Origin of the sequence: Lactobacillus sp. UCMA15818, assembly GCF_030400225.1 — a bacterium.
In the GTDB taxonomy this organism is placed as follows: domain Bacteria; phylum Bacillota; class Bacilli; order Lactobacillales; family Lactobacillaceae; genus Liquorilactobacillus.
In genome coordinates this window covers 222,816-236,618 of sequence record NZ_VJYB01000002.1, presented here as the reverse complement: position 1 = coordinate 236,618, position 13,803 = coordinate 222,816, and the positions used below count along the sequence as shown (strand labels likewise).

At 37.9% G+C, this 13,803-nt stretch carries 13 protein-coding genes and 1 other annotated feature; all 13 genes read right to left on the bottom strand.

Features of this window, described 5'->3' with window-relative positions:
- Nucleotides 1–2 precede the first annotated feature (2 nt).
- The 13 genes from trxA to FFX44_RS04045 all read right to left on the bottom strand — a co-directional run bounded on the left by trxA (nt 3) and on the right by FFX44_RS04045 (nt 13,794).
- Nucleotides 3–314, bottom strand: a complete 312-nt coding sequence (trxA, locus tag FFX44_RS04105; RefSeq protein WP_289978176.1) for a thioredoxin — start codon at nt 312–314, stop codon at nt 3–5.
- Between the two features lie 74 nt (nt 315–388).
- Nucleotides 389–2,749 (bottom strand): endonuclease MutS2, encoded by a 2,361-nt coding sequence (locus FFX44_RS04100; protein WP_289978174.1) that lies wholly within the window; start codon nt 2,747–2,749, stop codon nt 389–391.
- Nucleotides 2,750–2,760: 11 nt separating this feature from the next.
- The gene (locus FFX44_RS04095; protein WP_289978173.1) at nt 2,761–3,306 is read right to left on the bottom strand and encodes a CvpA family protein; all 546 of its coding nucleotides are present in this window, start codon (nt 3,304–3,306) and stop codon (nt 2,761–2,763) included.
- Between the two features lie 8 nt (nt 3,307–3,314).
- Entirely contained in the window at nt 3,315–3,572 is a 258-nt protein-coding gene (zapA, locus tag FFX44_RS04090; protein WP_289978172.1) for a cell division protein ZapA, read from the bottom strand.
- Nucleotides 3,573–3,991: 419 nt separating this feature from the next.
- A complete protein-coding gene (locus FFX44_RS04085) occupies nt 3,992–4,279 on the bottom strand; it encodes a DUF1292 domain-containing protein (RefSeq protein WP_289978649.1) in 288 nt (95 codons plus the stop codon).
- Nucleotides 4,280–4,308: 29 nt separating this feature from the next.
- The gene (gene ruvX, locus FFX44_RS04080; RefSeq protein ID WP_289978169.1) at nt 4,309–4,746 is read right to left on the bottom strand and encodes a Holliday junction resolvase RuvX; all 438 of its coding nucleotides are present in this window, start codon (nt 4,744–4,746) and stop codon (nt 4,309–4,311) included.
- Nucleotides 4,743–5,006 (bottom strand): IreB family regulatory phosphoprotein, encoded by a 264-nt coding sequence (locus tag FFX44_RS04075; protein WP_057868933.1) that lies wholly within the window; start codon nt 5,004–5,006, stop codon nt 4,743–4,745. The genes ruvX and FFX44_RS04075 overlap by 4 nt, the downstream gene beginning before the upstream one ends.
- 424 nt (nt 5,007–5,430) lie before the next feature.
- Nucleotides 5,431–6,132: a methionine ABC transporter permease gene (locus tag FFX44_RS04070; RefSeq protein WP_289978162.1), complete on the bottom strand. Its 702-nt coding sequence runs from the start codon at nt 6,130–6,132 to the stop codon at nt 5,431–5,433.
- Entirely contained in the window at nt 6,125–7,204 is a 1,080-nt protein-coding gene (locus FFX44_RS04065; RefSeq protein WP_289978160.1) for a methionine ABC transporter ATP-binding protein, read from the bottom strand. The genes FFX44_RS04070 and FFX44_RS04065 overlap by 8 nt, the downstream gene beginning before the upstream one ends.
- Nucleotides 7,205–7,238: 34 nt before the next feature.
- Nucleotides 7,239–8,081, bottom strand: a complete 843-nt coding sequence (locus FFX44_RS04060) for a MetQ/NlpA family ABC transporter substrate-binding protein (protein ID WP_289978158.1) — start codon at nt 8,079–8,081, stop codon at nt 7,239–7,241.
- A 102-nt stretch (nt 8,082–8,183) separates the two neighbouring features.
- Nucleotides 8,184–8,434: a binding site (T-box leader), on the bottom strand.
- 149 nt (nt 8,435–8,583) lie between these two features.
- Nucleotides 8,584–11,226, bottom strand: a complete 2,643-nt coding sequence (gene alaS, locus FFX44_RS04055) for an alanine--tRNA ligase (protein WP_289978156.1) — start codon at nt 11,224–11,226, stop codon at nt 8,584–8,586.
- 277 nt (nt 11,227–11,503) lie between these two features.
- Complete coding sequence (locus FFX44_RS04050; RefSeq protein WP_289978154.1) at nt 11,504–12,844, bottom strand: DEAD/DEAH box helicase; 1,341 nt, start codon at nt 12,842–12,844, stop codon at nt 11,504–11,506.
- On the bottom strand, nt 12,844–13,794 hold the full coding sequence (locus FFX44_RS04045; RefSeq protein ID WP_289978152.1) for a bifunctional oligoribonuclease/PAP phosphatase NrnA: 951 nt from the start codon (nt 13,792–13,794) through the stop codon (nt 12,844–12,846). Before FFX44_RS04045 ends, FFX44_RS04050 begins: the two co-directional genes overlap by 1 nt.
- Between the last annotated feature and the right edge of the window lie 9 nt (nt 13,795–13,803).

Genomic DNA, 13,803 nt, shown 5'->3' with positions numbered 1-13,803 from the left:
AATTAAATATATTGTTCCAACTTAGCCTGTAACTGTTCCTTTGGATGATAACCAACCAAAGTATCGACAACTTGGCCATCTTTCTTAATCAAAAGTGTAGGAATACTCATAATTCCAAATTCACTTGCTGTTGCCTGATTTTGATCAACATCAACCTTAGCAAAAGTTACCTTATCACCAATTTCTTCGGATAATTGTTCTACAACTGGTGACTGCATGCGACAAGGTCCACACCATGTTGCCCAAAAATCAGTCAATGTGACACCCGTACTTGTCTCTTTTTCAAATGTTGAGTCTGTCAATTCTTTAATCATTTAATACGCCTCCTGCTATTCTTTAGTAAGTAAATCATAACAAATTATGTGATAAAATCAAGCTTTCTGCCTTACTACTTAAAATATACTACAGTTGCACCATTTCCACCCGCATTAGGTGCCGCAAATTTAAAACTTTTCACAGCTCGGTTTTGTGACAAAAAATCAGTGATTCCTTGCCTTAAAGCCCCGGTCCCTTTTCCATGGACAATTGTCACAGTTGAATATCCCGCCAAAACCGCAGCATCTAGATATCGATCCACCTTTACAAGTGCTTCCTCATAACGTTCGCCACGTAAATCCAAGGTTGGTGATACATGTGCTATATTAGCAGATTTAACACTTGTTCTAATTGCTGTCTTCTTATTATCTTCGACTTTGATTTTCTCCAAATCATCTTCTGCAACCTTCATCTTGAGAATTCCCAGCTGAACTTCCCATTCATGATTTCCGGCTTTGCGCAGCAATACCCCGCGTTGTCCATATGATTTCACAAGGACATCATCATCTGGCTTCAGAATCTGCTTCTCTCTTGCACGACGCAAGACACTATTCTTCTTCAAATTCGTAGGCTGTTCAAGATTATTCAACCGCGTCTTTGCAGAAATTAATTCATCTTCTTTAATAACTGTTCCTGCATTCAGTCGCATTTGTCGTAACTCAGTAATAATTTTTTCAGATTTTTGAGACGCTTGTTCAACAATTTCGTTGCCTTTTCTTTTTGCCTTATCGAGCAAATTTTCTCGTTGATTAACAAACTCATCATATTTCTTATCTAAATCATTATGGAGTTTACGAGACTCTTCTAGATTTTTGTGTAATTCTATTGATTCCTCTTCAACCTGGTGTCTCTTTGAAACCAGGTCTTGAATCATATCATTCAAATCTTGATTTTGTCCTGCAGTTAGTTGTTTTGCCTGCATTATGATGACCTCATTAAGGCCTAGTTTCTGCGAAATGTCTAAAGCATTGCTACGCCCAGGAATTCCTAACAACAAATGATACGTTGGCTTTAAGCTTTCTATATCAAATTCCATACTTGCATTGATTGTTTGCGCACGCTCATAGCCATATGCCTTAAGCTCTGGATAATGGGTCGTTGCCATTACATAACTGCTCTTAGAACCAACATAGTCAAGGATTGCAATTGCAAGTGCTGCGCCTTCTTGTGGATCTGTCCCAGCCCCTAACTCATCGAATAAAAGCAATGAATTATCATCAATCTCAGATAAAATCGAAACGATATTAGTCATATGCGATGAAAAAGTACTCAAACTTTGCTCAATTGACTGCTCATCTCCGATATCAGCAAAAATGTTGTCAAAAATACCAATTCGGCTCTCTTCGAAAGCTGGAATAAAAAGACCAGCCTGTCCCATTAACTGAACTAAACCAAGTGTTTTCAAAGTAATTGTTTTTCCACCTGTGTTTGGTCCGGTGACAACAATCGCTTTGTAATCATCACCTAACATAATATCATTTCTGACTGCTGCTTTCATATCAAGCAGCGGATGCCAAGCTTGTCGCAAATAAACCCTATTTTCAGCCGAAAGCAAAGGTTCCGTTGCTTTAATCTGGGCAGCATATTTAGCTTTTGCATTTACAAAATCAAAAACACCCAGTAGATGTACATTCTGGCGAATTTCTGTCGTATAAGGCGCAATCAGTTCTGAAAGCTCCCGCAAGATTCGCACAATTTCTTCTTTTTCGTTTGCTTGCTGTTGCTTCAAGCGATTATTCAATTCCACAATCTGCCTTGGTTCAACAAATACTGTTTGCCCTGAAGCACTTTGATCATGGACAACACCTCCAAAATGGCTACGATATTCCTGCTTAACAGGAATCACATATCTGTCATTCCTAATCGTAATAACTGCATCACTTAGATACTTGGATGAGCTACCATGCACTAATCCATTTAATTGAGCTCTCAATTGACCCTCAATCGCTGCAATCGAACGTCTGATTCCAGCTAAAGCAGCTGAAGCCTCATCCATTACATGACCATCACCCTCAATTGAAGTTAATAAGCGTTTGTTAACTTCAGGTAAAACTTGCAATTCATCAGCTAATTCATCTAGTGAAATCAACTCAATTGCATCATCATCGAGTTTTACAAAAAATCTTCTAACCTCATTTGTCGCACGCAAAACTTTGCTGATAGCTGCTAATTCTTTGCCATTCAAGCTGGCTGCAATATCTAAGCGCTTTAATGATTGCGAAACATCCAATAATTTAGGAACTGGGATTGCGCCTTTCATTCGCAAAATATCTGCACCATCTCTGGTTTGCGCAATTCGCTGTTTAATTTCTGCTATATCACTACTTGGTTCAAGTGTTGCTGCTTGTTTCTCCCCCATTGGAGTGCTTACAAAAGGCAATAGATTTTTTTTTACTTTGGCAAACTCTAGAGTCTTCAAAGTTTTACTATTCACAAAACTTCCCCCTATACACTACTATCATTTTCTTGCAGCCAATCTTTTATATTCTGTGACATCACAGGCGTCTTTTCCAAAATAAATTGAGCCACTCCCGATTCAGAAACTGTCTCTCTGACACTCGTAGTTGGCCAAGACTGCATAATAATTAAAGCTGCAAACATAATTAAATAAGTTAATATAATTGAAACCGCCCCACCCGCTAAAGCGTTTAGTTGGCCAATCACCGGAATCTTCTTTACTAGATTAAACGTTCTGATTATCCGATAAACTACAAATCCACCTACGAGCATAATCAACCAGTATGCCAATCCATAGTAAAAAGTTGAACTCCCGCTTAAACTTCCTTGATCCGCACTCCATGTTGCAGAGCTCTGATTGAAGGATTCTACCAATTGCTGTAACCAGCCACCAACCGTTCCTGCAAAACTATGTGCAATAAAGAACAGCACCACTAATCCAACCAAATTCAGCAACATCAATAGTAATCCTCGATGCATTCCATGTATAAAAGCCAAAAACAATACTACAATAATGATCACAGATAATATCATCTAATCACCTACTTTTCTCTTGCATCCAACAACGCTTGTAGCTTTTCAACCTCTTCTTCTTTATACAACTGATCTGAAATGGCATTAATTGCCAACAAAACAGCCGCACGTTCCTTACTTAGACCTGGCATTAGCCTTTGAATTTCTTCAAACTGTTCTTCAACAAGTTTTACTACTGTACCCATATGTTCGTCTGTACTATTTCCGATAATAGTATAATCATCACCGGCAATTTCTGCCCTGAACCGGCGTTTTTCGTCAGACATTCTTATATCCCTCCCAGATTGAATTATATGACGTTAATTCTAGCATACTATCATAATAAATCTGTGTAATTATCCAATATTTATCAAAAAACAAAATCTTTATTATATCTAATACCTAAAAACTGACACTGGTCATAATTTCTTCATAGATTCCAACTCTGTAATTTCAAATTAATACTCAAATTTTTGCCTTCTCAAGCTGAATCTTCATTAACTTGCGTACCACAACGCCAAAATATAAGGGCCAAGTCAAAGTATAACTTTTGACCCAGCCCCCAAAAAATTTTACTAATAATCAGACAGAAGCTGGGTCAAAAGTCAAATTTTGATTCAGTTTCTCTATTTATTTCGTATAAACGTGTTTCATAAGTCAAAATTCTCTGTCTAACTTCAAATTTTCTCGACTTATGGCACACTCCCTACTGCATATTCTCATCGTTCAAAAATGTATCGAGTACACCCTCAACCATATCCCATTCATCATCACTCTCGATATCATGTAACTGTGCATCGACAGCTTCTCCATCTTCGTCCGGATCAAATGAGAACGCTAAAACATCAACTTGTTCTTCAGGCTGTGCTCCAGAAGGAATTAACAAAATGTACGACTTACCATAGTCATCCGACTCAAAAGTAAAGAGCACCTCATATAATGTCTCATTTCCATCTTCATCAACTAAGGTCATTAGGTTGTCATTATCATTCATCATGTAATACCTCATATTCTTATTTTTTATTAGTTCTGCAAAAGAGGCCCTTTCTTATCCAGATAGTTTTGTAAAATCAGACCTGCTGCTACCTTATCAATTACTTTTTTCCTCTTCTTGCGTGACGTATCAGCTTGTTCAACCAGCATTCTTTCTGCCGCAACCGTCGTAAGCCGCTCATCTTGAAAATCAATTGGCAATTCAAAAGTTGTTTTGAGTAATTCGCCATATTTTTTCGACGCTTCAACTCTAGGCCCAGAAGTATTGTTCATATTCTTGGGTAATCCCACCACAAAGCCACTGACTTCATACTGCTGTACAAGTTCCTTCACACGTTCAATTCCAAATTCTTCATTATCCTCATCAATAGGAATAATTTCAATTCCTTGTGCTGTCCACCCAAGCAAGTCGCTAATTGCAACTCCAACAGTCTTAGATCCAACATCTAGTCCCATTAATCTCGTCACTTCTTATCCTCCTTATGCAGGTAAGAGCGGACCAATTCCTCAACAATCTCATCGCGCTCATGCTTTCTAATCAGATTACGTGCATCATTAAGTCTTGGAATGTATGCCGGATCCCCCGAAAGAAGATATCCTACTATTTGATTAATCGGATTATAACCCTTTTCTTCTAAAGCTTGGTATACAGTTACTAAAGTTTCATGTACATCCTTTTGGTGATTATCACCAAAATCAAAATACATCGTTTTATCTAACGAACTCATCGCAAGCACCTCCGCATGCATAACCTAATACTATTTTACTAAAGAAAAAAGATTGTCACAATCAAAACACGTGCTTGTAATCATACCGTAACACAATTGTTAATTTTTATTACTACTTATCCTATAAGTTATTACCATTTCCTTCAAGTATAAAAAGGAGTTGAACCAATTATTGATTTGGTTCAACTCCTCCGACCTTCAGTACACTTTATGGGTGGTGTGCCATAAGTTGGGAAAATTTGAGTACCAACTATAAATTGCGAACATAGTAAGAACTTCGCTATGAGTAATTCGAAGTTAGACGGAGAATTTTAACTTATGAAACACGTTTATTCGTAATAACATAGAAGAACTGGATCAAAATTTAACTTTTGACCCAGTCCCGGAACACTACTGAAAACAAGTTAATTATAGCTTAAACCAATTAGGCAGTCTTATGATTGAAAACTCTGGCCAAGAAATCACCAAGTAACTGAATAATTAATACAATAACCAATACTAAAAATGTGGCTACAAGTGTAATATCATTAGCGAAGCGCCCATAACCATAAGCAATTGCCATGTTTCCTAGTCCACCAGCACCAACTGCCCCAGCCATTGCAGTTAAGCCAACTAAACTAATCATTGTCACAGTGGTAACTCGAATTAATTCGGAACGTGCTTCCCTAAGGTAGACATCAAAGACCAAATCCCAAAAAGTCGCTCCTATTGATTGTGCCGCCTCAATAATTCCATGATCAACACTCTTCAGGGCAACTTGAACCTGACGTGCATAGAAAGGAAAAAGTCCTAACGATAGTGGTACTAAAGCACCCAGCGTTCCAATCTGCGTTCCAACGAGCAGGTTAGTAACGGGAGCTATAAAAGCCAACAGAATAATAAAAGGAATCGCTCTGAAGAAAGATACAATCTTGTCGAATATTCCAAAAAATGCTTTATTCGGCAAAATTCCATCTGTATCAGTCAAAACTAATCCGACCCCAAAAAACAGTCCCAGTAATCCGCCGAAAATTGCTGGCCAAAAAATCATATAGAAGGTTTCACCAATAGCTGTTAGCCAACCGCCATCGCCACTCCAACCTTGGGCTACAACATTAGGAAAATATTTTGCAAATAGGTCAGCCATTCTTCTTCACATCCCGTTCTTTAACATCCTTAATGATAACTTCTTGTTCCTTCAAATAGTTAATTGCTTTACTACGACTATCCTCTGTTCCTTTCAGAACAACAAAAATTGTTCCAATTGGTGTGTCGCGCAGAATTTCGATATTACTGTAGATGATGTTGGTCTCAACGTTAAAATCACGGTATAGCTTGACCAGAATTGGTTCACTAACTTTTGAACCCTTATAAATGAGCTGCACTAAGCGCTCATCTTCGGTTAACTTGTTAAGTTCAGATTCTTGCAATACCGCAATTGCTTTCGCAGAACCGCTACCTAAGAATTCCCGTGTCAGTTGTTCCTTAGCATTAGTGAAAATCGAAATCAAATCACCGCGTTCAATAATCTGACCATCTTCCATGACAGCAACTTTATTTGCAATCCGTTTAACCGCATCCATCTCATGTGTAATTAAAACAACGGTTAACCCTAATTTTTCATTAATTTCTTTCAACAAATCAAGAATTTGACTCGTATTTTTAGGGTCAAGTGCCGAAGTTCCTTCATCTGAAATCAAAATCTCTGGATCATTTGCCAATGCTCTCGCAATAGCTACTCGCTGCTGCTGTCCACCCGAAAGCTGTGCAGGATATACATCTGCTTTTTCACTTAAACCAACAAGATCCAATAAATTTCTTGATTTTTCTAAAATATTCTTTTCTTTCAAATTACTGTGTTTTAACGCAAAGGCAACATTTTGTATTACAGTTTGTTCATTAAGCAGATTGAAGTGTTGGAAAATCATTCCTATCTTTCGTCTTCTTTCACGCAACTTCTTATCACTGATAATCTTCTCACCAGAAGCATCCTTCTCATATAAGATCTCGCCATTAACCTCAACCTTTCCAGAGGTAGGATGCTGTAACAAGTTGATTACACGAACCAAAGTTGACTTACCTGCACCTGAATAGCCCACAATTCCATATATATCACCTTTTTCAACATGCAGAGTCACATCCTTTACGGCATCAACTTTCTTATCTTTTTGCGTAAATGTCACACTTACTTTTTCTAATCTAATCGCTTCGCCAGCCATACACTCTTAGCCTCCTACTTATGAACAAGTGTAATTATTTTAATTTAATATCCCACGCACTAATTTCTGCTGTACCATATTGTTTCTTAATTTCCTGTTTTGTCTTTGCTGTTTCGTATGCTTTAACAACTTCTTTGTACACTTTTTTGTTCCTATCTTTCTTATTTGCAGCAATAATATTAATCCATTGTTCTGAATCCTTATTGACTGGTTCTACATAGATTGCAGATTTGTAATCAATTTTTGCAGCTTGCGCATAATTTGTATTGATAACTGCTGCAGTTACATCTGATAACGAACGTGCAGTCTGGCTAGCATCTAATTCTTTGATTTGCAAATTTTTTGGATTCTTAGCAATCGTTTTAATTGTTGCTAAGGCTGTATTTTTTTTCAGTGTAATCAGGCCTGCATTCTTCAAGAGATACAATGCTCTTGATTCATTTGTTGCATCATTAGGAACCGCAATTGTTGCACCCTCGGGAATATCTTTAATTTTCTTAACCTTATCAGAATACAAACGAATTGGAGTAATAACTGTTTTACCAATTGCTACAATGCTGGTTTTGTTAGCTTTGTTCCATGCATCTAAGAATGCGTAATGTTGGAAAGCATTGAGATCAACATCACCATTTGCTAAAGCCTTGTTAGGTTGTGAATAATCAGTAAATTTCTTAAATTTCAAAGTAATATTGTACTTTGACTTTGCTGTTTTAGAAACTACTTTCCAAATTGCATCGTCTTGTTTAACACCTGACATGATTCCAATAGTAACTGTTTTGCTAGCAGCTTTCTTTTGTCCCCCACCAAAACTAAAATATCCTACAATAATAATTACAATTGCTACAATCGCCCAAATAATAATATTTTTCTTTTTCATAATTGAATGCACTCCTCATTTTTACACTTTTTGTTACAATTTTTTATTTTTCACTTTCTATCCCCACAGTATTTTTTAATCGAAATAAAAAACCCGTCCTATGAAAAGGACGAGCTAGTCGTGGTACCACCTTAGTTTGTGACAATAAATCATCACCTCAGTAAATCGCAATATAGCCTCTAGAAAACTATATAACAACCTTGCAATTATAACGTCTGCAACCACGTCAACGGCTTAACACTCACCATCACCATTCCAAGTCCATCTTCCAAAATATCTTGTTTCACTTCTTCACACCAACCAGAAGCTCTCTTAGAAACTCAATTCTGTACTCTACCCTTCAAGATGTTTTCATTCGATTATTAATACTATAAGATACATTCTAATCGAATCTTTAATTTTGTCAAGAAAAAAATAACGTAAGACTTTTTTTCTCTATCAGAAAACATTTTATTGTACTAAAGATTATTATACTGGATGCCAATCAGCAGTTATGTTTTTTCTATTTTAATAAATATTCCTTTGCAGCTTCCAGGGCAGCAATAATTCCCTCCGGTTTCTTTCCTCCAGCTTGGGCCATATCAGGCCGTCCACCGCCACCGCCACCTACAAGAGGTGAAATTGTCTTGATTAAATTACCTGCTTTTACGCCTACTTCAATGGCAGCTGGGGAAGCCGCAACAATCAAATTGACTTTATTTTCAGCAGTAGAAGTTGCCAAAACGAGTACATCCGAAATACGTTTTTCTTTCCATTGGTCTGCTAACTGTCGCAACTGATCCATTCCTGAGACTTTAACCTGCGCAGCAATTAACGTCAAGCTGCCAATTCTCTCACTTTTATTGAAGATATCAACTGCCTGTTGCTTTGCAAATTTAGCTTCTAATGAACTTTTTTGCTGCTCCAAGTCTTTGATTTGGGCTTGCAGTGCTTCAACTTTTCGAGGGACTTCCTTAACTTGAGTTATTTTCAATTGATTAGCAACATCTTGTAACAAGTTACCCTTTTGTTCTAAAAATTCAAAGGCTTCCCGTGATGTAACAGCTTCAATGCGGCGAACACCTGCACCAACACCAGATTCAGCAACAATCTTGAATAATCCAAGCTCACCAGTATTAACAGCATGATTACCTCCACAGAATTCCATTGAGTAGTCACCAATTTTTACAACACGAACTAAATCACCATATTTATCAGCGAATAATGCGATTGCACCCATTTTTTTAGCCGTTGCTAAATCTGTTTCAACCGTGTTAACTTCAAGATTAGCCCATATTTTTTCATTAACGATCTGCTCAACTCTGTGTAAATCTTCAGGAGTCACTGAACCAAGATTTGTAAAATCAAAGCGCAGATAGGTTGGTTCAACCAGTGAACCTGCCTGGTGTGTATGTTCTCCTAAAACATCGCGCAGTGCCTGATCTAACAAATGCGTTGCAGTATGATTCTTACGTACTTTATTGTGGAACGTCTTGTCAACAATTAACTTGTAATCTTCATTGATAGCTAATGGACTAAGGATCTTCACTGTATGCATATTTTGTCCGTTTGGCGCATGCTGAACATTTGTGACCTCTGCAACTACGGCACCAGTTTGATTCATAATTACACCTTGATCTGCAACCTGTCCACCCATTTCCGCATAGAAAGGTGTCTCACTGAAAATTAAATCAGCAAACCCTGTAGCAACGGTATCAACTAATTGATTATTAACAATAATATCCTTTAGCGTTCCCATGGTAATCAACTTCTCATAACCAACGTACTTGCTCTTTGTTTTAATATCCGTCAAAAGTCCATTTTGCACACCCATCGACTTAGCATTACTGCGAGCAGCACGGGCACGTTCTTTTTGCTGCTTCATCTGTTCATTGAATTCAGTCTCATCAACTGTAAAATTCTGCTCTTGGACATATTCAGTTGTTAATTCAAATGGAAAGCCATAAGTATCATAAAGTTTGAAGGCCAGCTTACCAGAAAGTTTATTTGAACCCTTTTCTTTTGCATCAGCAATCATTTCATTCAGTAATTGCAGACCGTCTTTCAGTGTTTCATTAAACCGATCTTCTTCCATTCTCACTACCTTGGCAATATAATCAGACTGTTCCAAGACTTCCGGATAATATGACTTCATTATCTGCCCCACAATTGGTACCAAGCGGTAAAGGAACGCTTCATCAATTCCAAGCTTTTGCCCATGCATTACTGCCCTTCTGATCAATCTTCTGATAACATATCCCCGACCTTCATTTGAAGGCAAAGCGCCATCACCAATTGCAAAAGTTACGGCACGAATATGATCTGCAATAACCTTAAATGAGACATCTGTTACTGGAGAATCACCATATTTTGTGCCATTCCCTAATTCTGCAGATTTCTCAATCAATGGTAAGAATAAATCTGTTTCAAAGTTAGTGCGTGCATTCTGGAAAACAGAAACAACACGTTCCAGTCCCATTCCCGTATCAATATTCTTATGCGGTAGTGGTTCATATGTTCCATCTGGTTTGTGATTGAACTCAGAGAAAACAATGTTCCAGATTTCAAGATAGCGCTCGTTTTCACCACCAGGATAATTTTCTGGGTCGTCTTCTGAAAGGTTATTGAATTCTTGCCCGCGATCATAGAAAATTTCTGAATCTGGTCCACTGGGTCCTTCACCAATATCCCAAAAGTTGTCTTCAACCTCATAAACATGGTCTTTCGGAAGCTTAACTTCTTCCAACCAAATACGTTTTGCTTCGGTATCTTTTGGATAAACAGTGATATACAACTTATCTGGATTCATTCCAAACCATTTTGGACTAGTCAATAACTCCCATGCCCACGTGATTGCTTCTTCCTTAAAATAATCTCCTACTGAAAAATTTCCCAGCATTTCAAATAAAGTATGATGTCTGGCGGTATGCCCAACATTTTCAATATCATTTGTCCGGATACTTTTTTGTGAACTAGTAATTCTTGGATTATCTGGAACTACTGACCCATCAAAGAACTTCTTCATTGTAGCAACACCAGAGTTAATCCACAGTAAGGTTGGATCATCATGTGGAACAAGTGGTGCACTTTGCATTACCTTATGTCCCTTGCTCTTAAAAAAATCTAAATACATTTGTCGAATTTGTGCACTTGATAATTGCTTCATTTCTTCCCTTTCCTTTCAAAAAAACAATAAAAACACCGTTGCTAGTAAGGACGCCTTCTTGGCGCGGTACCACCTTACTTGCAACGATGTTTGTCGTTTACCTCTTTAGACTCGATAACGTTGAGCTAACGTAATTATCTATAAATCATATAATCAGGGAGCATTCAAATTACTAGTTGAGTTCTTTCATCTTAAACAAACTCTCTCTAAAAACTAAAATAACTATAAATATATCCTGAGACATTCAAAGTATAGCCAATCTGCCAAAAAAAGTCAATTAGTGTTCCTTCCGCTCAGCACGTGTTTTTTGCCTCTTAGTAATTTTACGATCTTGCTGCTCTTGACGTTTAATTGCACGCTTGATTTTGTTTTTATATCCTGGCTTTCTCTTTTTCTTTTCCTTTTTAACCATTCCAACAAGTTTACCATCAAGTCGTTCCTTCTTGACATGCCGCTTTTCACGCCGGTCTCGATCGTATGAGTCAACAACTTCGCCATTCTTAATTGCCTTAGGCTTGAACTTCACACCCATCTCTTCAAGTTCATCAATCTTTTCATCATCGCTTGGAGCGTATAGGGTAATCGCAATTCCAGTCATCCCGTTTCGCCCAGTTCTTCCGACACGATGGATGAAGAATTCCAAATCATTTGGAATATCATCATTAATGATATGTGATATTCCTTCAATATCAATTCCACGAGATGCAAGATCAGTTGCAACAACATACTGATAATCAAGATTTTGAACTTCCCGCATCACACGTTTTCTTTCACGCGGTTCAATTCCGCCGTGAATCTTAGCTACTTTTAGACCCTGTGCTCGTAAATAATCAGTTAATTCATCAGCTCTTACTTTAGTATTAGTGAAGATTAAAGCCAGATAAGGCTGTCCCATCGTCAATAAGTTGTAGATCAGCCCATTACGATCTCGACCTTTTGTTGATAATAACCAATTATCGATTGTTGGACTGATTACATCTTTATTTTCGACAACTTCTACAACAGGTGACTGCATATATTTCTTCAAGAAAGGTTTCAGTTTTTCTGGAATGGTTGCTGAAAAGACCAGCATCTGTAAATCCGTAGGTAATGTTGAAGCAATTGCATCAACTTCCTTCAAGAAACCCAAATCAAGGGTCATATCAGCTTCATCTACTACAAGAAAGTGTGCCTTATGAATATCAAGTGCACCATTTTTTACCAAATCAAGTACACGCCCTGGTGTACCAATTACGATTTGCGGTTGCCGACGTTTTAATTTCTCAATCTGACGTTGTTTATCAGTTCCACCGACATAATTACCTGCCGTCAGCTCTTGCGCTGGATATTCTTCTACAATTTGCTTTGTTGCTTCATATATCTGATAAGCCAATTCACGACTGGGTGTCGTAATTACGGCCTGAACTTCTGCAACGGAAGGATTAAGTGCATTAATAATTGGCAATAGAAAAGTATGGGTCTTCCCACTACCTGTTTGTGATTGTCCTACTACACTTCGACCGTCCTTAATCAATGGAATTAACCGCTGCTGAACCTCGGTTGGAATAGTAAAGTTTATTTTCTTCAAAGCCTTATTGATGTAATCGTTAAAGCCGAATTGCGCAAATGTTTCTTTCATTAATCTTCTCCTGTATAACTTGCTGCAATTGCATCAAGTTTCTTTAGATAATCAGGAATCTGCTGGTCATCATGCATGAAAGCGCCACTCGCTAACGGATGACCGCCACCACCATATTCCTTCGCCAACTCATTGATGACAGGTGCTTTGGAACGAATCCGCAGTCTGAATGAGCCATCCTTTTGCTGTACAAGGACCGTCCAACACTTCACACCAACAACTTTACCAATTAACGGAACAATTGGTGCAGTACTTGCATCTTTTAAATCAAACTGTTTCATAACTTCACTGGTCAAAATAATATAAGCAGCACCATTTTCAGTAAACTCCATGTGTTCATAAACATAGGCTGCTAATCTGGCAACAGGCAACGCAATACTATCAAGCCTGCGATTAATCTGTGCAGCATCAAAATCATGCTCAATTAACTGTGCAGCGACAATCAATGTGTGCGCAGTAGTTGCATCATACATAAATCTGCCAGTATCACCAATTATCCCAGCATAAAGCATTCTCGCTGCATCATCTGGAATCACCAAGTCATTCGCATTTGCAAAATCAACAATGATCTCTGAACAGCTCGATGCATTGGTTTTAACCCAACAAGGATCTCCGTAAGGATCCTCGTTAGGATGATGATCAATCTTGATTAGGGCTTTCCCATTTAAATAGCGTTGGTCATCTACTCTCGGCTGATTCGCAGTATCCGTTACAATTACCAATGCATCACGGTATAGTTCATCAGTTACTTCTTCTGGTTCAGCAATCCATGCTAATCCATTAACCTTTTCCCCAACTTGATAAATCCTCTTTTGTGGGAAGTTAGCTCTTAAAATGGCTGCCAACCCACATTGTGACCCATAAGCATCCGGATCAGGTCTTTGATGCCGATGAATAATGATCGTTTCAAATTCCTTAATTTTTGCTAATATTTCTTGCTCTACTGCCATTCTAATTCT

Coding starts and splice junctions, on each gene's coding strand:
- trxA (WP_289978176.1), bottom strand. CDS start 314: ATGATTAAAGAATTGACAGACTCAACATTTGAAAAAGAGACAAGTACG.
- FFX44_RS04095 (WP_289978173.1), bottom strand. CDS start 3,306: ATGATATTATCTGTGATCATTATTGTAGTATTGTTTTTGGCTTTTATA.
- zapA (WP_289978172.1), bottom strand. CDS start 3,572: ATGTCTGACGAAAAACGCCGGTTCAGGGCAGAAATTGCCGGTGATGAT.
- FFX44_RS04085 (WP_289978649.1), bottom strand. CDS start 4,279: ATGAATGATAATGACAACCTAATGACCTTAGTTGATGAAGATGGAAAT.
- FFX44_RS04075 (WP_057868933.1), bottom strand. CDS start 5,006: ATGAGTTCGTTAGATAAAACGATGTATTTTGATTTTGGTGATAATCAC.
- FFX44_RS04070 (WP_289978162.1), bottom strand. CDS start 6,132: ATGGCTGACCTATTTGCAAAATATTTTCCTAATGTTGTAGCCCAAGGT.
- FFX44_RS04065 (WP_289978160.1), bottom strand. CDS start 7,204: ATGGCTGGCGAAGCGATTAGATTAGAAAAAGTAAGTGTGACATTTACG.
- FFX44_RS04060 (WP_289978158.1), bottom strand. CDS start 8,081: ATGAAAAAGAAAAATATTATTATTTGGGCGATTGTAGCAATTGTAATT.
- alaS (WP_289978156.1), bottom strand. CDS start 11,226: ATGAAGCAATTATCAAGTGCACAAATTCGACAAATGTATTTAGATTTT.
- FFX44_RS04050 (WP_289978154.1), bottom strand. CDS start 12,844: ATGAAAGAAACATTTGCGCAATTCGGCTTTAACGATTACATCAATAAG.
- FFX44_RS04045 (WP_289978152.1), bottom strand. CDS start 13,794: ATGGCAGTAGAGCAAGAAATATTAGCAAAAATTAAGGAATTTGAAACG.